The sequence below is a fragment of the Bacillus sp. YC2 genome, assembly GCF_019891195.1.
Classification (GTDB): Bacteria; Bacillota; Bacilli; order Bacillales; family Bacillaceae; genus Bacillus.
This window is the reverse complement of the sequence record NZ_JAHXDO010000001.1, coordinates 110,068-129,309: the sequence shown is the minus strand read 5'-3', so window position 1 is coordinate 129,309 and position 19,242 is coordinate 110,068. Positions and strand designations below refer to the sequence as shown.

The following is a 19,242-nucleotide window of genomic DNA, read 5'->3' as shown; positions in this document are numbered from 1 at the left end:
GAAAATATAGAATCTTGTCATATCAAGGCGTTAAGCGTTTACAATCCTATAAAACCAAGGTACGGCCGCTTGTCAAAACAAATAGGGGCTTATATAATATTTGTAACTTAAATGTCTGTGAAGGGTTAACAATTGTCCTTTATGAGTGGACAGATGGAAGAAAGGTGGAGTTTTTTTGAAAGCGATTCGTATTGGACTGTTAGGATTGGGAACCGTGGGAAGCGGTGTCGTAAAAATCATTCAAGACCATCAGGATAAGCTCATGCATCAAGTCGGCTGTCCGGTTACGATTAAAAAAGTTCTGGTGAAAGATATTAATAAAAAAAGAGAAGCCGAACTGCCGAAAGAAGTGCTGACGACAGAGGTGTACGACGTCATTGATGATCCTGATGTCGACGTCATCATCGAAGTCATCGGAGGCGTGGAACAGACGAAAGAATACCTGCTTGACGCTTTAAAAGCGAAAAAACACGTTGTAACCGCTAATAAAGATTTGATCGCCGTTTACGGCTCAGAGCTTTTGGCCGCCGCTCAAGAAAATGGGTGTGACCTGTATTATGAAGCGAGCGTCGCCGGCGGAATCCCGATTTTACGCACGTTGGAAGAAGGGCTTTCCTCTGACCGGATCACAAAAATGATGGGAATTGTCAACGGAACGACAAATTTTATCTTAACAAAAATGATCAAAGAAAAAAGCCCGTACGAAGAAGTGCTGAAGGAAGCGCAGGACCTCGGATTCGCAGAAGCGGACCCGACCGCCGATGTAGAAGGCTTGGATGCGGCGCGCAAGATGGCTATTTTAGCCCGCCTCGGTTTTTCCATGAATGTCGATCTGGAAGATGTCAAAGTGAAAGGCATCTCCCAAATCACAGACGAAGACATCAGCTTCAGCAAACGCCTCGGCTACACGATGAAGCTGATCGGCATCGCCCAGCGTGATAACAGTAAAATCGAGGTCAGCGTTCAGCCGACGCTGCTTCCGGATCATCATCCGCTCGCCGCCGTTCACAATGAATACAACGCCGTATACGTGTACGGAGAAGCCGTTGGGGAAACGATGTTTTACGGACCGGGAGCGGGAAGTATGCCGACCGCGACATCAGTCGTGTCAGATCTTGTCGCGGTGATGAAAAACATGCGTCTCGGCGTGAACGGCAGCAGCTTTGTGGCGCCTCAGTTTGAGAGAAATCTGAAGCAGCCGTCCGATATTTATGCCCAGCAATTTCTAAGAATTCACGTGAAAGACCAAGTCGGATCATTCTCGAAAATCACATCCGCCTTCTCAGAACGGGGAGTGAGCTTTGAAAAGATTCTGCAGCTGCCGATTAAAGGGCATGATGAACTTGCTGAAATCGTGATTGTCACGCATCATACGTCAGAAGCGGACTTCAGCGACATCCTGCAAAACTTACATGATCTCGAAGTCGTACAAGAAGTAAAGAGCACATATCGAGTAGAAGGGAACGGTTGGAGCTAATGTGGAAAGGGCTTATCCATCAGTATAAAGAATTTTTGCCTGTGACAGATCAGACACCGGCGCTGACATTGCATGAAGGCAATACACCGCTGATCCATCTCCCGAAGCTTTCTGAAAAGCTCGGAATTGAACTGCATGTCAAAACAGAAGGCGTCAATCCGACGGGATCGTTTAAGGACCGCGGGATGGTGATGGCTGTTGCCAAAGCGAAAGAAGAAGGAAACGATACGATCATGTGTGCGTCAACCGGAAACACATCCGCCGCAGCTGCGGCATATGCGGCGAGAGCCAATATGAAGTGTATCGTCATTATTCCGAACGGAAAAATCGCGTTCGGAAAGCTTGCCCAAGCCGTCATGTACGGAGCGGAAATTATCGCGATAGACGGAAACTTTGACGACGCGCTTGCCATCGTCCGTTCCATTTGTGAAAAATCTCCGATTGCATTGGTGAACTCGGTAAATCCTTATCGGATTGAAGGGCAGAAAACAGCTGCCTTCGAAGTATGCGACCAGCTTGGCGGAGCTCCGGATATCCTGGCGATCCCGGTAGGAAACGCAGGCAATATCACGGCTTACTGGAAGGGATTTAAGGAATACCACGAGAAAAACGGCACCGGCCTGCCGAAAATGCGCGGTTTTGAGGCGGAAGGATCTGCGGCTATCGTCCGCGGCGCGGTCATTAAAAATCCTGAAACAGTGGCAACAGCCATTCGGATCGGAAACCCGGCCAGCTGGGACAAAGCCGTGCTTGCGGCAGAAGAATCAGCCGGAAAAATCGATGAAGTGACAGATGAAGAAATTCTCCATGCATATCAGCTGATTGCCCGTGAAGAAGGAGTGTTTGCCGAACCCGGCTCTTGTGCCTCGATTGCCGGCGTTTTAAAACAGGTGAAATCGGGTGAAATTCCAAAAGGAAGCAAGGTTGTCGCAGTCTTAACCGGAAACGGCTTAAAAGATCCGAACACGGCAGTCGATATTTCTGACATTCAGCCGATGACTTTGCCGACAGATGAAGACTGCATTCTTGAATATCTGAACGGAGCGGCTCATGTATGAACGAGGCGGATATGCTGTTTTCCATTACCGTTCCGGGAAGCACAGCTAACTTAGGGCCGGGTTTTGATTCAGTCGGGATGGCGCTCAGCAGATATTTGAAGCTCTCGGTTTACCGAAGCGGAGAATGGAAGTTTACGCCCGAAACGGAAACTGTCGCGGGCATTCCTGCAGGTGCGGACAATTTGATTTATCAAGTCGCCAAACGGACGGCTGACCGCTATAATGAAGAACTGCCGCCTGTCCACGTAAAAGTATGGAGCGATATTCCGCTCGCGCGCGGACTCGGCAGCAGCGCGGCCGCTATCGTCGCAGCGATAGAGCTTGCTGACGAATTATGCAGTCTGGAGCTGTCAGAAAGAGACAAGCTGCATTTGGCCAGCCTGGAGGAGGGCCACCCCGATAATGCCGCTGCGTCCCTCACAGGAGGGCTTGTGATCGGTCTTCACGAAGAAGATGAGACACATATCGTGCGTGTTCCGGATGCCGACATTGACGTTGTCGCGGTCATCCCGTTTTATGAAGTGCTGACGAGAGACGCAAGAGACGTGCTTCCGAAACAGCTTCCTTACCGTAACGCCGTAAAAGCGAGCGCCGTCAGCAATCTTCTCATTGCTGCCATCATGTCAAAAGACTGGGCGCTGGCGGGAAAAATGATGAGTAAAGATATGCTCCATCAGCCGTACCGCGCCATGCTTGTCCCCGAATTGTCGAAGGTGGAACATGCGGCTGAGATGAAGGGAGCATACGGGACGGCACTGAGCGGAGCGGGGCCGACAATTCTTGTGCTGACTGAAAAAGGAAAGGGAGAGGAGCTGAAACAACAGCTGTCCCTGAACTTCCCGCACTGTGAAATTGCGGCGCTGACCGTTCCGAGAGAAGGAAGTGTCATTGATCGGAATCCTTTGCAGCAGGTGAAAAGCATATAATGTTAAAAAGCGTTCTTCACGGCAGAGAAGAACGCTTTTTTTCGAAGAGCAGGATTTTTATTTAGGGAAGCGAAATAAAAAGAAAAGGAGGAGAATGAATTGAAAAAACTCATGACCGAAGAAGACATTGCGGCACTTGTATCCGTGACCGACCCCCAGTATGCCCCTGACGGCAAACGGGCGGCCTACGTACAGACAAAAGTAAATCAAGAGCAGGATTCGTATTCCTCAGCGATTATGATGTATGACGCAGAGACCGGGACGTCAAGCCGATGGACATATGGGGACAAGAAAAACACCAGTCCGAGATGGTCTCCGGACGGATCGCGTCTCGCTTTTGTTTCTGACAGGGACGGAGGTGTTCCCCAGCTCTTTATCATGAACGCCGGCGGAGGAGAGGGCGAAAAAGTGACCGATATCCCATGGGGCGTATCTGACCCCATATGGTCTCCCGACGGCAAATCAGTGCTTCTATCCGTCAGTCTGACTTCATCTGAACGCGCGGATGATCAAGAAAAAAAGAAACGAGATGAATTTGAGCCTGTTGACGTTCAATCATTAACGTACAAACGTGATGGAAGAGGTTTACTAAAAGGAAGCTGGGCGCAGCTTGTGCTTGTCAATCCGGAAACGGGAACTATTCAGCAGCTTACGGATCATGAAGCTGATCATTATGACGCGGCATTTTCTCCAAATGGCGAACGGCTTGTGTTTACCGCCAATTTAACCGATCAGGGCGATGCCAGTAAGCCGAGCGATGTCTATGTAATGGAGCTGAAAAGCGGCCGCCTGACACAAATTACGCCGTACAGCGGCTCCTTCGGTTCGTGCGCGTTTTCACCGGATGGTTCTTATATCGCCATACTCGGCCATGAAAATGAATATCGCAATGCGACATTAGAAAAGGCATGGCTCTACGACATGAAAAACGAACGGCTGTCTTGCCTGACTGACATGCTGGATGTCCATTTAAGTGACGCGCTTATTGCGGATTCACTTATAGGAGGCGTTACCCCGCGTCCGGTATGGACAAACGACGGCCAGGGATTTTACGTCCTCGGAACCGAGCAGGGAAGCACCGGCATTTATTATATTTCAATTGACGGACTCGCTTACCCGATCCGGTTAGAAGATGAATACGTAAACGGTTTTACTTTTCATCCCGATCAAAAAAGCTATATCGCCGTCATTGCCAAGCCGTCACGGCCCTCTGAGCTTTACAGCATTCCGCTGGGAGAAGGGGAAGAGGAACAATTGACGGCGGCCAATGACCGTTTTGTCGAGGAGCATATCATATCCGTTCCGGAAAACCTGCAATATGAAACAAAGGATGGGCTGACGGTGAACGGCTGGTTTTTAAAGCCCGCGCGATTTGAAGAAAATAAGACAAATCCGCTCATCCTTTACGTACACGGCGGGCCTCACATGATGTACGGACATACATATTTTCACGAATTTCAAGTGCTGGCCGCTCAAGGGTATGCAGTCGTGTATGTGAATCCGAGAGGCAGCCACGGCTATGGACAGGACTTTGTCAATCGTGTCAGGGGGGATTACGGCGGAGGAGATTACCGCGATGTCATGCAGGCTGTGGATGAGGCTGCAGATGCTTATCCGTTTATTGACCGGGATCGTCTCGGTGTGACGGGAGGAAGCTACGGAGGATTTATGACCAATTGGATCGTCGGCCAGACAGACCGTTTTAAAGCGGCTGTCACGCAGCGCTCTATTTCAAACTGGTTCAGCTTTCACGGTGTCAGTGATATCGGTTACTTTTTCACAGACTGGCAGCTTGGGCACGACTTATTTGAGGAAACGGAAAAGCTATGGGAGCGTTCGCCGATAAAATATGCGTCACAAGTCACGACCCCGCTTTTAATTCTTCATGGAGAGCGAGATGACCGCTGCCCGATAGAACAAGCGGAGCAGCTTTTTACCGCACTGAAAAAATTAAACAAAACAACCGCGTTTGTCAGATTTCCGGGAGCCACGCATGAATTGTCACGCAGCGGCCGCCCTAAGCAGCGGATGAAGCGGCTGAACTATATCTGTTCGTGGTTTGATCAATATTTGTAAAAATAAAAAACCAGGCTGTGAGATCAGCCTGGTTTCTTCTTGATTAAAATACTTGTTCTACTTCAACGACACCCGGCACTTCTTCAAGAAGGGCGCGTTCGATTCCCGCTTTCAGCGTAATCGTTGAACTTGGGCAGCTTCCGCATGCGCCAAGGAGGCGAAGTTTTACAATCCCTTCGTCCACGTCGACAAGCTCACAGTCACCGCCGTCACGAAGCAAAAACGGGCGTAATTTATCTAATACTTCCTGTACTTGTTCTTTCATTTCAACCTCAGTCATGACATTCGCTCCTTTCATATGCATAAAACCATTATATTCACAGTAACGATAAAAATCTAATGTTTGGTTTGCAAAGTTGCTTTCATTATTATAGCACATCTATACTTGAACATAAAAACCGTTTTTTATACAAAAGCTGCCCCGTCCTTTGTATACTGGTGTAAAGGGGATGATAAACATGACAGAGCCGATTATGCTCAGCGTTTACGGCGCGGAAACGGTCTGCGCAAGCTGCGTGAATATGCCCGGCGCCAAGGATACTTTTGAATGGCTGGAGGCGGCGCTGAAGCGGAAATATCCTGATCAGCCTTTTAGGATGCAATATATTGATATTAATGAACCGCCTCAACGAGAAGACATTCAAGAGCTCTCAGAACGAATCAGAAACGACGAATTCTTTTATCCGCTCGTTTTAGTGGAGGACGTCATTGTAGGGGAAGGAAATCCGAATTTAAAAGATATATATGAAGAAATGGAAAAGCGCGGCTACGTAGCCGGTTCATAGAAAAAAGCCGCTGATGGCCAATCAGCGGTTTTGCTTTTATCATCCGTTATGATGCTTGTACATCCATAAAAGCCCGGATTTTAACAGACGGGGCACACGCCCGATCAGCGGACGGTCGGCGACAAGGCCGAAGCCCGCTTTTTTTCCGAGTGAGCCGAGCACGCCTTTCAGCTTAAACTGCGGCATCGTTTCCGGCAGCTCTTCCTGATTCCAGCGTTTTTGAAGAATTTGTACGATTTGTTCAGCCTGGGCTTCGGCCAGCTGGGCGCTGGGTGCATGCGGAAGGCTCGCGCAATCGCCGACGACATATACATGCTCATCACCCGGAATATTATGGTGCGGTGTTAACACGACGCGGCCTTGTGCGTCTTTTTCTGCATCTAAGTCTCTTACGGCTTGATTCGGCTGAATTCCGGCCGTCCAAACGATAGCATCGGCGTGAATGGCTTCGCCGTGGTTATACACGATGCCGTCTTCCACTTGTGTAATATTCGCTTTATTGATAATGGTGACTCCGTGTTCCTCAAACCAATTTTGGACATATTTACTCAGCCGCTTCGGAAAGCTTGATAAAATCAGTTCACCGCGGTCAAATAATATAATGTTTAAATCGTCACGGCTCTCTCTTAATTCACTGGCAAGCTCAACGCCGCTTAATCCCGCTCCGACAATAGCGACAGCTGCATTGGCGCCGAGGTTGTTCAGTCTTTGATAGGTTGCGCGTGATTGGTCAATCGTCTGAATGCTGTATGTGTGTTCCGGGGCGCCGGGCACGTTATGATACTTATCCTCGCAGCCCAGCCCGATAACCGCATCATCGTAAGAAATCGGTTCGCGGTCATGGAACAGTACTTGTTTATTTTTCGTGTCGACCGAAGACACCTCTCCGTATTGAACATCCAAATTCGGGTGTTCAGGAAAAGACACTCTGATATGATGATCAGAAATAGTGCCGGCAGCAAGTGCATAATATTCTGTTTTTAAGCAGTGATACGGATTTCTGTCAATCAGCGTAATTGAAATATCTGACGGAAGCTGGTTCGGCAATAAACGGTGAAGCACCCGCATGTTCCCGTACCCTCCGCCGATCAAGACCAATTTTTTCATTATGATTCCCCTTTTGCCCGAAAAATATGGTAGTCAATGTTGTTACAAAATAACGAACTATGTAAAATAACATCTAGAATTATATCGAATTTGATCTAAAACCACAATAATAGTTTTAAAATAACCTACAAATTGACCAGAAAACGCATAATAGTAAAACCTTTACCCTGAATTAATATGTTACGATAATGCTTACGCCAAACCATCTCTTTGACGAAAAGCGGAAATTCCGTTAGGATAAGGTACATATGTGAGGTGAAACCGCATGAATCCGATGATTGAATTCTGTGTCAGCAATTTAGCGCGCGGTTCCCAGGAAGCACGAGAGATATTGGAGAAGGACCCGAATCTGGACGTGCTTGAATACGGCTGTTTAAGCTATTGCGGAAAATGCATGGAGTCCATGTTCGCCCTTGTTAACGGCGAAGTGGTCACAGGGAACACGCCGGCTGAACTTGTTGAAAACATATATACATTCATAGAAGAAAATCCGATGTTTTAATCAGGGGGCTCCGAGCGGGCCTCTTTTTTTATTGCTCCGAGTTTTGGCAAAATAAAAAATTTGTAGACAGCAAAAATAAATATTGTTATCTTAATAAAGACTTTTTTTAAATAAAATTTTAGAGGTGGATTCATTGAATATAGTTTGGGGGCTGCTCGGGGCAGCGGCTATATTAGCCATTGCTTTTTTGTTATCAGAAAAGAAAAGCAAAATTAACGTAAGAACCGTCATCGTCGGTTTATGTTTACAAATTGCCTTTGGATACATCGTGTTAAAGTGGGATGCGGGGCGGGCTGTGTTTTTATGGTTTTCCAGCCGCGTTCAGCTTCTCATTGATTATGCGAATGAAGGGATCAGCTTTATTTTTGGTCCTCTTTTGAAAGTGGGCAGCAGCCCGGCATTTGCACTGAGCGTTCTGCCGGTCATTATTTTCTTCTCAGCGCTCATTGCCGTTTTGTATCATTTGAAAATCATGCAGCTCATTTTCCGCGTCATCGGAGGCGGGCTCTCAAAACTTCTTGGGACAAGCAAAACAGAATCGCTTGCAGCGGCAGCGAATATTTTTGTCGGCCAATCCGAATCACCGCTTGTCATTAAACCGCTGATTGCCGGATTGACACGTTCCGAGCTGTTTACGATTATGACGAGCGGTCTATCTGCTGTAGCGGGCTCCACTCTTTTCGGTTACGCGCTGCTGGGCATTCCGATCGAATATTTGCTGGCGGCAAGCTTTATGGCGGCTCCGGCCGGTCTCGTATTCGGTAAAATACTGATTCCGGAAACGGAAAAAACACAGACGGTAAAAGGCGATTTTAATATGGACGAAGGTGAAGGCGCCGCGAATGTGATCGACGCCGCTGCAAAGGGCGCGTCCACAGGTCTTCAAATTGCTTTGAACGTCGGGGCCATGCTGCTTGCGTTTGTCGCATTAATCGCCGTTGTGAACGGAATTCTCGGCGGAATCGGCGGCTGGTTCGGTTTCAAACATATTACATTAGAATCCATTCTAGGGTATGTGTTTTCTCCAATTGCATTTGTGATCGGTGTTCCTTGGCATGAAGCCTTAGAGGCGGGAAGCTATATCGGGCAAAAACTTGTATTGAACGAGTTTGTCGCTTACTCAAACTTCGGCCCCCATATTGCAGATTTTTCGAAAAAAACGTCTACCATTATCAGCTTTGCCTTGTGCGGATTTGCCAACTTCTCATCCATTGCGATTATGCTCGGCACACTGGGCGGTTTGGCGCCAAGCCGCCGTTCAGACATCGCGCGCCTCGGATTGAGAGCGGTCATTGCGGGAACGCTCGCAAATCTTCTCAGCGCCGCGATTGCCGGTATGTTTATTTAAACGTAAAAAAAGCCACGATTTGTGGCTTTTCAGCGATGTGCCGCCTGCCGGGTATCCCGGCACTATCCGGCCCGTTTATTCATCAACGAGTTTGGTTTTAAACGATAAAAGCTCCCTGCATATAACATGCAGGGAGCTTTTATGTATGAAAAACGGGGGATAATTGTATTGTGTCCGCACGAAAGAGCTTTTATACTAAGAAAAAGAAAAAAAGTTGGAGGCCGATATGAATTCATTTCGTTTTACCAAGATGCACGGTCTTGGAAACAGTTATATATATGTGAACCAATTTGAAGAACAGCTGCCGGAAGAACGGCTGGCAGACATCGCTGTCAAGGTGTCGAGCATTCATACGGGAATCGGCTCTGACGGATTGATTCTCATTTGTCCGTCTGAGAAAGCGCCCGTGAAAATGCGGATCTTTAATAATGACGGTTCAGAAGGAAAAAACTGCGGCAACGGTCTTCGCTGTGTGGCAAAGTACGCATACGAACATAAGCTGACAGAAGAAACGTCCTTTTTCATCGAAACGCTGTCAGGCCTTGTGAAAGCAGACATTAAAGAGGAAAACGGAATGGTGCGCGAAGTCGCAGTTGATATGGGCGAACCGCGCCTTACAAAAAAAGAGCTGCCGATGGAGGGCAATGGTGATGAACAGACGATAAATGAAACCTTCACATTCGGAGAAGCGGAGCTCGCGGGAACAGCCGTTTCAATGGGAAATCCCCACATCGTATTTCCGATTGAAGACATTAATCAAGCGCCTTTGACAACGCTCGGGCCCGTCATTGAAAAAGATCCGAGATTCCCGGAAGGCGTCAATGTCGAATTTGTGGAAACGGTAAACGCCAATGAGCTTCATTTTCGCGTTTGGGAACGGGGCTCCGGCATTACCCAGGCATGCGGAACCGGCGCCTGCGCAGCGGCTGTCGCATCTGTATTAAACGGTGTATCCGAACGGAATCAAGACATTACCGTTCATTTAGCCGGAGGCGACCTTGTGATTAACTGGCAGGACAACGGGCATGTCCTCATGACAGGCCCAGCTGAAACCGTATGTGACGGCGTCTATTTTCTGTAAACAGCTCGTTTGAGAATTGGGCCCTTCATGTTTATAATAGATAACAGCATCCGTTTTTTTAAAAAGGAGGTCATACCATGAGTGTTCCCGTAACAATTACTGAAGCAGCGGCTTTGCATATAAAAGATATGATGAAAGAGCATGAAGAAGAAAACGCGTTTCTCCGTGTAGGCGTAAAAGGCGGCGGCTGCAGCGGCCTGTCTTACGGAATGGGGTTTGAGCATGAAAAAGGCGAAAAAGACAGCTTGTTCGAGCAGCACGGCATCAACGTTTTGGTCGACAGCGAAAGCCTTGATATTATGAACGGCACCATCATCGACTTCAAGCAGTCTATGATGGGCGGCGGTTTCACGATCGACAATCCGAACGCCATCGCATCATGCGGCTGCGGTTCTTCTTTCCGCACGGCTAAAAATGCCGGCACACCGGAAGAGTGCTAGGGGTTTAGCACGGTATATCAACGTTTTGCGACACGCCAATGTTGGCGGGATATGATTCGATCATCTAATCGAAAACTGTCCCGGGAGATTGCAGATTGCAGCAGCGAATAACCTTTACTATTTTGGGAGTAAAAACAAACCTGTTTCATGGTTGTTAGGATTGTTAATGACGCTTGTCTTAGCGATGTAAATTAAATCATCGTTAAGGGAGGCGTTTTTATTATGGCGTTAAAAAAAATGGCGGAGAGTTACGAGTGTTTTAGGGGGCAAAAAAAATACCCGCGACTACTACTTAGCGAAGCAATAGAGATTACATTGGCCGGAAAAAGAAGAACAGAAGGGCTCTGAGATAGAATGCTCTCAGATTATAAAAAAGTGTGGCGCTATCGGTTTCAAGAGCATTGAACTGGTCATTAGGCTGTGTTTTTCTAAGCAAAAAAAGATTATGATAACGATGTTTAAACATATCGGCGTCATGGTGCTGTGCATCATTTGTTTACTGATCGCTGCGGCAATTGTTGAGGCTTATATCACACCAATATTTAAGTAGAAGGGGCAGAATGAATATGAGAAGTAAATTATCATTAATCGGAGTGCCGATTGTTATGATCATAGGGTATGTCATTTCTTTATCCTTTGAGTGGTTATTTCCTGTACTTACTTTTGGGGCAGCGGGATTGTATATTTTTTTATTTGCCCCTTTTCATAAAATGATTCGATACGTTTTTTTGCTTATCTTTCTCATTAATCTTTTATCCAGTATTGTTCTATATTTTAATATTTAAAAAGACATTCATGGATTGAATGTCTTTTTTGTAATTGCCGTTTAAAATTTATCGCCATTAAAAATTGAGTTTTTCACAATGACGTAATCGACATTTCGAATCGCGTCAAGCTTGTTTCCTCCGGCGTAAGAAATTGATGATTGGAGATCCTGCTCCATTTCAGTCAGTGTGTCCTGTAAAGAGCCTTTATGCTCGACATGCATTTTTTTGCCCTCAACATTTTTCTTCTCGCCTTTTTGATATTCGGAAGCGGAGCCGAAATATTCTTTATACAGCTTTCCGTCGATTTCTATCGTTTGTCCCGGTGATTCCTCGTGGCCGGCGAATAATGATCCGATCATGACCATAGACGCGCCGAAACGGATGGATTTCGCAATATCGCCGTGCGTGCGGATGCCTCCGTCAGCGATGATCGGTTTGCTTGCCGCTTTTGCGCACCAGCGAAGCGCGGCTAATTGCCAACCGCCTGTTCCGAAACCGGTTTTAATCTTTGTGATGCAGACCTTCCCTGGACCGATTCCTACTTTTGTCGCATCAGCACCCGCGCGTTCTAATTCCCTTACGGCTTCCGGCGTTCCGACATTGCCCGCAATGACAAAGCTTTCCGGCACGTTTTCTTTTATAAAGTGAATCATCTCAATCACCGCGTTGGAATGGCCGTGAGCGATGTCAATTGTGATGTAATCCGGTACAAGCTGCTGTTCTTTTAATTCCCGGATGAAGGCATAATCATTTTCCTTCACGCCGACACTGATGGAAGAAATAAGCCCGCGCGCTTTCATGTCTTGGACAAAGGATAAGCGTTTTTCCGGCTCAAAACGGTGCATGATATAAAAGTAACCGTTCTCCGCAAGCCGGATTGCGATGTTCTCATCTATAATTGTTTGCATATTTGCGGGTACGACCGGAAGCTTAAATGTGTGCCCGCCCAATGTCACTGATGTATCACACTCAGAGCGGCTGTTTACAATACACTTTGCAGGAATTAATTGAATATCTTCATAATCAAATACGTTTTCCATACATAACACCCCTAAAAACGAATAATAAAATCACATATAAATTAAATGTTCGTCTTTTTATAATGTACTTCGTTTTGTATCTGATGTCAAATGTTTTCATATTTCTTTATAGGGGGCAAATGCCGGCGGCTTGTCATCCGTACGGAGTTTGGTTATCATAGTGATATTGGATTTTTAGATCAACTGTTTGTCTTAATAGATATGGAAGAAACAGGAGGGAGGGTTCGGTATGAATCAGGAGCAGCACGAACACAATCCAAAAGCCCAAAAAATTCAGGACCGGATTATTTTAGGAACGATCTGGGTCGTGTCAGCACTTGTCATTGCGCTTGTTGTCGGAACGGTGATGAATTATATCTGGATATTTAAATAAAAAAGAGTCTGTGCCGCGATGACACAGACTCTTTTTTATTATTTTTCAAACATGCTTGTGGAATGCAGAGGCTGGACGCGCGCTTTCGGGTCCATGTAAGCCTTCGCGTTGTTTACGGCTGTCGGCGCTTCGCCGAAACCGCTGGCGATCAGTTTTACTTTTCCTTCATATGTGCAGATGTCTCCTGCAGCGAAGAATCCTTCAATATTTGTTTCCATTGTGCTTTTCACCACGATGGAGTTTTTCTCGATATCAAGCCCCCAGTTTTTAATCGGGCCAAGAGATGAAACAAAGCCGTAGTTTACGATCAGGTCGTCAATTTCGACAATTTCTTTACGGTCGCCTTTCACTTCTTCAAGCACGAGCTGCTCAATCCGGTCTTCACCGACAAGTTCAGACGGAACAAACGGCGTCAGCACGTTTACTTTAGAATTGTGCAGGTTTTCTACACTGTGCTCATGCGCACGGAATTTGTCACGGCGGTGAACGATGCTGACTTCTTTCGCAATCGGCTCAAGCATAAGCGCCCAGTCTACCGCGGAATCTCCGCCCCCTAAGATGGCAACGCGTCTGCCCGCGAATTGATTGAGGTCGTCAATGAAGTAATGAAGATTTTTTCCTTCATATTGCTCTGCTGATTCAAGCTCAAGCTTTCTCGGCTTAAATGCGCCGTTTCCTGCAGTGATGATTACTGTTTTTGAATAATGCGTTTCTGAATTCGTAACAAGCTTAAACACGCCGTCTGCTTGCTTTTCAACTGATTCAACGGCTTGCTCTAAGCAGATGGTTTGATCAAATTTTCCCATCTGCTCTTTCAGGTTATTCACGAGCTCTTGTGCGCGGATTTTCGGGAATCCGGCTACATCATAAATATATTTTTCAGGATACAGCGCGCTAAGCTGGCCGCCAAGCTGGGGCAGGCTTTCAATGATTTTGACGCTTGCCTGTCTCATTCCCCCGTAAAATGCAGTAAACAGGCCGACCGGGCCGCCGCCGATAACCGTAATATCGTAAACCTTTGAATCCTCTTGCATACCAAATTGCCTCCTAAATGAAAATTGTTATTAATTATAACATACAATTTGAAATGATGACGAGTGGCGAAACCCGCTCGGCCGCTTCATTCTTGAAAAATATCCTTGCCGCCGCTAAGATGGGGACAAATTCCATTCTGTTTTTTCCTGAATGTTTTCCGTTTCTCTCGGATACTATGGTGATATGCAGACATGTGCGGTTTTCTAAAAAATTTATAATTCATTTCATAAAATCCCGCCAATAAGCTGAAGCTATTACAAATGTTGATTTGATAATGCGTCTAACAGCAAAAAAAAGAAGGTGGATGTGATGGCATTGAATAAACCCAAAATCGTGGTTTTAGGTGCAGGTTATGGTGGATTAATGACAGTGACGAGGCTTCCGAAGCAGATCAGCGCAAATGATGCTGAGATTACTTTAGTCAATAAGCACAACTATCATTATGAGACGACATGGATGCATGAGGCGAGCGCAGGAACGCTGCACCATGACCGCTGCAGATATCAAATAAAAGATGTGATAAATGAATCGCGTGTCAAGTTTGTGCAGGATACGGTGAAAGCGATTGATGTTCAAAATAAAAAAGTTACCCTTTTAAATGGAGACATTCCGTACGATTATCTCATTATCGGGCTGGGCGCCGTCCCGGAAACATTCGGTATTAAAGGTTTAAAAGAATTTGCATTTCCGATTGCTAATATCAATACGTCACGCCAGTTGAAGGAACACATTGAACTGCAGTTTGCAACATACAACACTGAGGCCGAAAAGCGTTCCGACCGCTTAACCATTGTCGTCGGCGGCGCGGGCTTCACAGGCATTGAATTTCTGGGCGAGCTTGCCAACCGCATGCCGGAGTTATGCAGGAATTATGACATTGATAAAAGCCTGGTCCGCATCGTATGTGTCGAGGCTGCTCCGACTGTCCTGCCGGGCTTTGATCCGGAGCTTGTGGATTACGCCGTCCATTATCTTGAAGACAAGGGCGTTGAGTTTAAAATCGGCACTGCTGTTCAAGAATGCAGGGCAGACGGTGTCACGGTCGGTAAAAAAGACGAAGAGCCTGAAGAAATTAAATCGCAGACCGTTGTGTGGGCGGCAGGTGTACGCGGACATCCGATCGTGGAGGAAGCCGGTTTTGAAAACATGCGCGGCCGTGTCAAGGTGAATCCTGATCTTCGGGCGCCCGGTCATGAGAACGTTTTTATTCTCGGCGACAGCTCCCTGTTTATAAATGAAGAGACGGAACGCCCTTATCCGCCGACTGCGCAGATCGCGATGCAGCAAGGAGAAACAGTCGCCAAAAACTTAGGCCGCTTGATTAAAGGAGGACAGCTTGAAGAATTCAAGCCGGATATTAAAGGAACGGTAGCCTCCCTCGGAGAACATAATGCGGTCGGTGTCGTTTACGGCAAGAAGCTGAAAGGCACGCCGGCATCCTTCATGAAAAAGGTAATCGACAACCGTTCGTTATTTATGATCGGCGGCCTCGGCCTGACACTGAAAAAAGGGAAATTTAAATTCTTCTAAAAACCCGCAGGCGCGGGTTTTTACTTCTTTTAAAAAATGGCGGAACGAAAAGGATTCAGTAGTAAAAATAAGATGTTTCCGCTTACATCAAATGATTTGTCACATCTTCTGACTTGGTGCTTGACAATGGGATATGTTATATTATCAGAAAATTAAGAAAAAGGGTGATCCGCATGAAAACAACAGCGAAAAGCACTGTGGCCGCGTGCCCGTTCTGCTCTGGTAAAGGTTATTTACAATTGCTTCTTGGCGGCTCCGAAACATGTCCGTCCTGTCAGGGAAGCGGCAAAGAGACACGCTGATGTTTCCAGACGTTGACTTTTTTACCGCCTCCGAGGTACACTGAAAGTGCTTTAGGGGGTGGTTGTTTATGATTAGTTTGCCTGTCGTCATCATCTCAATTGTTTTATTTTTTGTTTTGTTTTTCGGCATTGGCTTTCTGTTAAACATGCTGCTGAGAATGTCGTGGATTATGGCTGTTGTATATCCGATTGTATGCCTTTTCATTATCAGCAATAAAAAGATGATCAGTTATGTGCAAGCCCCGGGAGAATCGTTTCAAAGCCTGTTTCAGCGCATGACGTCATTAGCGATCGCCGATATCGTCATTTTAGCCGGCGGCCTCGCCGGAGCCATTATGTCAGGGATTGCCATTAAGGCGCTTAGAAAAAGAGGATATCAAATGTTTTAAGCTCGCTTTCTTATTTGAGAAAGCTTTTTTTGTGTGATGCCGTTTTTGTATAGTGTCTCCCCGAGTTGGGAACAATGACTCGGAGGAGAGGTGATTGATAATGACGATAATCAGGCGCATATTCATGATCGTGCTCTTTTTGGGCGCATGTAACGCTACATACTTTGCCATCACCGGAGTAGAAGCAAAAGACCTGTCAAACTGGATGATTGAAAATCACGGGAAATCTTTGAAAAAAATCGGCATTCCGTTTCAGTCATTGCAGGATCATCCGGAAAGGAAGGCTTCAGGCGAAGTAAAGCCGCTGGAAGAAGCTTTTGACTGGAAGCGCTATCCGTCACATAAGGTGACGGCAACCGGTTATACGGCCGGGGCGGAATCTACGGGAAAATCCCCGGGGCACCCGCAGTACGGCATTACATATTCAGGTGTAAAGGTCAAACGCGATTTATATTCTACGGTTGCCGCCGATCCGTCTGTTTTTCCGATTGGGACCATTTTGTTTATCCCGAATTACGGGTATGGGGTAGTGGCTGATACCGGTTCAAAAATAAAAGGCAGCCGTCTCGATCTCTACTTTGACACCGTGAAGGACGTTTATAATAACTGGGGCAAAAAAACACTGGATGTTTATATCGTAAAAAAAGGTAACGGAACGGTTTCCGAGGATGAACTGGTAAAGCTGAATGAAACAAAGTCCTTACAAGTATTCAGAAACCAGTATAAAACTGTTAAAGAATAAAAACGCCTCAGCACCCGCTGAAGCGTTTTTTCACATAAAGAAATAATCTAAAATCAAGGTCAGCGCAATGCCCGTCAGGCCGCCGAAAAACACTTCAATCGGCTGGTGGCCGAGCAGTTCCTTCAGCTTTTTCTGCTTTTCTTTCTCCTCCGCCTTCGGAAAATCCCTTGCCTCGCTGACAAACCGATTAAAATCAATGACCAATTTATTAATGACCGTCGCCTGCTCGCCCGCATGGCGTCTTACACCCGTGGCATCAAACATCGTAATGACGGCGAAAATCGCAGCGACTGCAAACAGAGGCGAATCCAGACCGCTTTCCAAAGCTATACCCGTAGACAGCGCTGTTACGGCAGCGGAATGGGAGCTTGGCATGCCGCCTGTGCTTGTCACAAGGGACCAGTCAAGCCTTTTGGATACGATAAATTGAATGGGTACTTTTACAACCTGGGCAAAGATAATTGCAGCAAAGCTCGCCAGTAAAGGAAAATTCATAAATATATCCATATGTGACATCCTTTCTATATAAAACAGTCAAATGGAAACGAAAAACTGCAGGAAACGCCCTTAGTTTGTTAAAATAATATTAATGGAAAAATGTTTTATCATTATACCATTTTACATAACAAATACCCACCTAAGGAGTGTGTGCTCATGTTTTATGCGGCTGATCAACTGCGGCATCCTGAAACACTGGTCGTCGGACTTTTCCAAAAAAGCAGGCTTAACGGATTCACGAAGGAATTGGATGATGAGCTGAACGGACATTTGACACAGCTGTTAAAGGACGGTGATGTGTCTGCAAAACGAAATCGTGTATCAAAAGTATACCCTCCGCTCGGAACAGGTATGAAACGTATTTATTTTATCGGGTTGGGAAGAGAAGCGAATTACTCGTTTGAAGATACGAAAGAATGCTTTGCCCGCGTATTTCAGCAAATACATCAAGACAAAAAGCAGGAAGTGTCCGTGCTGCTTGACACGTTCGTTTCAAGCGAGGTGCCGGCCGCCGACGCCGCTCACGCACTGGCGGAAAGCTGTCTGCTTGCTGTTTACGAAGTGCAGGATTATAAACATAAATCGAATGAGCCGGATCAGGAGTTAACCTCCGTCTGTGCGGTGACGGATGAAGATTTGCAGGAAGTGCAGGCCGGCCTGAACGTCGGCGCCGCATACGGCCAAGGAACGAATTCAGCCCGTACGCTTGTGAATATGCCGGGAAATATGCTCACGGCGACCGATTTGGCGTCATATGCCGCTGAGCTTGCGGCAAAATATGATTTTGAATGTGAAATTTTAGAGAAGGATGAAATGGAAGAGCTGGGTATGGGCGGGATTCTCGCCGTCAACAAAGGATCAACTGAACCGCCGAAAATGATTGTCCTCAAGTATCAGGGCAAAGAAAACTGGGAAGATGTCATCGGTCTTGTCGGAAAAGGCATTACGTTTGATACGGGCGGATATTCCATCAAGCCGAAAACAGGCATCGTCGGCATGAAAAGCGATATGGGAGGCGCGGCTTCCGTCTTGGGCGCAATGGAGATTATCGGGGAACTCCGTCCTGAACAAAATGTGCTTGCCGTCATTCCGTCAACGGACAATATGATCTCCGGTGATGCCATGAAGCCCGATGATGTCATCGTATCGCTCAGCGGAAAAACGATTGAAATTTTAAACACTGATGCGGAAGGGCGGCTCGTGCTGGCAGACGGCATCACATACGCCAAGCATCACGGGGCATCTGTCCTCGTAGACGTTGCAACCTTAACGGGAGGCGTTGTGGTCGCGTTAGGAACGGAGACGACCGGCGCCATGACAAACCACGCGGCCTTTTATGAGCAGGTCGCCGACTCGGCCCAAGAATGCGGAGAGCCGATCTGGCAGCTGCCGATTACAGAAAAGGATAAAAAACGGGTAAGAAACAGCCAAATGGCTGATTTGAACAATTCTCCGGGACGGGAAGGCCACGCGATTATGGCGGGAACGTTTATCGGCGAATTTGCCGAGAACACGCCGTGGGTTCATCTCGATATTGCCGGGACGGCAACGGCCAATAAAGCGACGTGCTTCGGACCGTCCGGAGCAACCGGCGTCATGGCAAGGACCTTAGCCACATTGGCCGAGCGATTTACGCCCCAAGCTTAACCGCAGCCCGCTGCCCTAAAGCAGCGGGTTTTTGATTCCCAAAATCTTTAGTTGACTAAAGCGCAGAATATATGTTAACTTTAATTATCTACTACATTAGCAAACTAAAGGATTTTTGG

Annotated in this window: 21 protein-coding genes and 1 pseudogene; 17 read left to right on the top strand and 5 right to left on the bottom strand. The window is 46.8% G+C overall.

Annotated elements, in window-relative coordinates; genetic code table 11:
* The first annotated feature begins 175 nt into the window (after nucleotides 1-175).
* From KY305_RS00625 to KY305_RS00610, 4 genes are all read left to right on the top strand, one after another.
* On the top strand, nucleotides 176-1,477 hold the full coding sequence (locus KY305_RS00625) for a homoserine dehydrogenase (protein WP_223060912.1): 1,302 nt from the start codon (nucleotides 176-178) through the stop codon (nucleotides 1,475-1,477).
* On the top strand, nucleotides 1,477-2,535 hold the full coding sequence (gene thrC / locus KY305_RS00620; protein WP_223061594.1) for a threonine synthase: 1,059 nt from the start codon (nucleotides 1,477-1,479) through the stop codon (nucleotides 2,533-2,535). Before KY305_RS00625 ends, thrC begins: the two co-directional genes overlap by 1 nt.
* Nucleotides 2,532-3,461 (top strand): homoserine kinase, encoded by a 930-nt coding sequence (gene thrB, locus KY305_RS00615; RefSeq protein ID WP_223060911.1) that lies wholly within the window; start codon nucleotides 2,532-2,534, stop codon nucleotides 3,459-3,461. The genes thrC and thrB overlap by 4 nt, the downstream gene beginning before the upstream one ends.
* 99 nt (nucleotides 3,462-3,560) lie before the next feature.
* Nucleotides 3,561-5,537, top strand: a complete 1,977-nt coding sequence (locus tag KY305_RS00610; RefSeq protein WP_223060910.1) for a S9 family peptidase — start codon at nucleotides 3,561-3,563, stop codon at nucleotides 5,535-5,537.
* Between the two features lie 43 nt (nucleotides 5,538-5,580).
* Here the strand turns inward: KY305_RS00610 and KY305_RS00605 are convergent, their stop codons facing one another.
* Complete coding sequence (locus tag KY305_RS00605) at nucleotides 5,581-5,916, bottom strand: NifU family protein (RefSeq protein ID WP_197464687.1); 336 nt, start codon at nucleotides 5,914-5,916, stop codon at nucleotides 5,581-5,583.
* A 79-nt stretch (nucleotides 5,917-5,995) separates the two neighbouring features.
* Between KY305_RS00605 and KY305_RS00600 the strand changes: the two genes are divergently transcribed.
* The gene (locus tag KY305_RS00600) at nucleotides 5,996-6,322 is read left to right on the top strand and encodes a YuzD family protein (RefSeq protein WP_223060909.1); all 327 of its coding nucleotides are present in this window, start codon (nucleotides 5,996-5,998) and stop codon (nucleotides 6,320-6,322) included.
* A gap of 39 nt (nucleotides 6,323-6,361) precedes the next feature.
* On the opposite strand, the gene KY305_RS00595 is transcribed toward KY305_RS00600, so the two are convergent.
* Nucleotides 6,362-7,429 (bottom strand): NAD(P)/FAD-dependent oxidoreductase, encoded by a 1,068-nt coding sequence (locus tag KY305_RS00595; RefSeq protein WP_223060908.1) that lies wholly within the window; start codon nucleotides 7,427-7,429, stop codon nucleotides 6,362-6,364.
* 265 nt (nucleotides 7,430-7,694) lie between these two features.
* Here KY305_RS00595 and KY305_RS00590 point away from each other — a divergent pair, with 265 nt between their 5' ends.
* The 6 genes and pseudogenes from KY305_RS00590 (at nucleotide 7,695) to KY305_RS00570 (ending at nucleotide 11,585) form a co-directional block, all read left to right on the top strand.
* Nucleotides 7,695-7,931: a YuzB family protein gene (locus tag KY305_RS00590; protein ID WP_061522216.1), complete on the top strand. Its 237-nt coding sequence runs from the start codon at nucleotides 7,695-7,697 to the stop codon at nucleotides 7,929-7,931.
* A gap of 133 nt (nucleotides 7,932-8,064) precedes the next feature.
* On the top strand, nucleotides 8,065-9,279 hold the full coding sequence (locus KY305_RS00585; RefSeq protein WP_223060907.1) for a NupC/NupG family nucleoside CNT transporter: 1,215 nt from the start codon (nucleotides 8,065-8,067) through the stop codon (nucleotides 9,277-9,279).
* Nucleotides 9,280-9,505: 226 nt separating this feature from the next.
* On the top strand, nucleotides 9,506-10,360 hold the full coding sequence (dapF, locus tag KY305_RS00580) for a diaminopimelate epimerase (RefSeq protein ID WP_223060906.1): 855 nt from the start codon (nucleotides 9,506-9,508) through the stop codon (nucleotides 10,358-10,360).
* Nucleotides 10,361-10,437: 77 nt separating this feature from the next.
* Nucleotides 10,438-10,800, top strand: coding sequence for a HesB/IscA family protein (locus KY305_RS00575; protein WP_013353444.1), 363 nt, complete (start codon nucleotides 10,438-10,440; stop codon nucleotides 10,798-10,800).
* A gap of 379 nt (nucleotides 10,801-11,179) precedes the next feature.
* Nucleotides 11,180-11,350 (top strand): annotated as a pseudogene (locus KY305_RS20460) (stage II sporulation protein M); the annotation flags it as partial.
* A gap of 16 nt (nucleotides 11,351-11,366) precedes the next feature.
* Nucleotides 11,367-11,585, top strand: a complete 219-nt coding sequence (locus KY305_RS00570) for a DUF5970 family protein (protein ID WP_223060905.1) — start codon at nucleotides 11,367-11,369, stop codon at nucleotides 11,583-11,585.
* A gap of 41 nt (nucleotides 11,586-11,626) precedes the next feature.
* Here KY305_RS00570 and guaC read toward each other — a convergent pair whose 3' ends face one another.
* Nucleotides 11,627-12,607, bottom strand: a complete 981-nt coding sequence (gene guaC / locus KY305_RS00565) for a GMP reductase (RefSeq protein WP_223060904.1) — start codon at nucleotides 12,605-12,607, stop codon at nucleotides 11,627-11,629.
* 229 nt (nucleotides 12,608-12,836) lie between these two features.
* Here guaC and KY305_RS00560 point away from each other — a divergent pair, with 229 nt between their 5' ends.
* A complete protein-coding gene (locus KY305_RS00560) occupies nucleotides 12,837-12,980 on the top strand; it encodes a hypothetical protein (protein ID WP_223060903.1) in 144 nt (47 codons plus the stop codon).
* Between the two features lie 38 nt (nucleotides 12,981-13,018).
* Here KY305_RS00560 and yumC read toward each other — a convergent pair whose 3' ends face one another.
* Nucleotides 13,019-14,014 carry a ferredoxin--NADP reductase 2 gene (gene yumC / locus KY305_RS00555; RefSeq protein WP_223060902.1) on the bottom strand — a complete coding sequence of 332 codons (996 nt, stop codon included), beginning with the start codon at nucleotides 14,012-14,014 and terminating at the stop codon, nucleotides 13,019-13,021.
* Between the two features lie 310 nt (nucleotides 14,015-14,324).
* Here yumC and KY305_RS00550 point away from each other — a divergent pair, with 310 nt between their 5' ends.
* The 4 genes from KY305_RS00550 (at nucleotide 14,325) to KY305_RS00535 (ending at nucleotide 16,978) form a co-directional block, all read left to right on the top strand.
* Nucleotides 14,325-15,545: an NAD(P)/FAD-dependent oxidoreductase gene (locus tag KY305_RS00550; protein WP_223060901.1), complete on the top strand. Its 1,221-nt coding sequence runs from the start codon at nucleotides 14,325-14,327 to the stop codon at nucleotides 15,543-15,545.
* A gap of 173 nt (nucleotides 15,546-15,718) precedes the next feature.
* Nucleotides 15,719-15,847 (top strand): YuiA family protein, encoded by a 129-nt coding sequence (locus tag KY305_RS00545; protein ID WP_223060900.1) that lies wholly within the window; start codon nucleotides 15,719-15,721, stop codon nucleotides 15,845-15,847.
* Nucleotides 15,848-15,915: 68 nt separating this feature from the next.
* Entirely contained in the window at nucleotides 15,916-16,236 is a 321-nt protein-coding gene (locus KY305_RS00540) for a YuiB family protein (RefSeq protein WP_214803386.1), read from the top strand.
* 100 nt (nucleotides 16,237-16,336) lie between these two features.
* On the top strand, nucleotides 16,337-16,978 hold the full coding sequence (locus KY305_RS00535) for a 3D domain-containing protein (protein ID WP_262417559.1): 642 nt from the start codon (nucleotides 16,337-16,339) through the stop codon (nucleotides 16,976-16,978).
* 30 nt (nucleotides 16,979-17,008) lie between these two features.
* Here KY305_RS00535 and KY305_RS00530 read toward each other — a convergent pair whose 3' ends face one another.
* Nucleotides 17,009-17,485 carry a divergent PAP2 family protein gene (locus tag KY305_RS00530; protein WP_223060898.1) on the bottom strand — a complete coding sequence of 159 codons (477 nt, stop codon included), beginning with the start codon at nucleotides 17,483-17,485 and terminating at the stop codon, nucleotides 17,009-17,011.
* A 147-nt stretch (nucleotides 17,486-17,632) separates the two neighbouring features.
* On the opposite strand from KY305_RS00530, the gene KY305_RS00525 reads away from it, so the two are divergent.
* Entirely contained in the window at nucleotides 17,633-19,123 is a 1,491-nt protein-coding gene (locus KY305_RS00525; RefSeq protein ID WP_223060897.1) for a leucyl aminopeptidase, read from the top strand.
* Nucleotides 19,124-19,242: the final 119 nt, after the last annotated feature.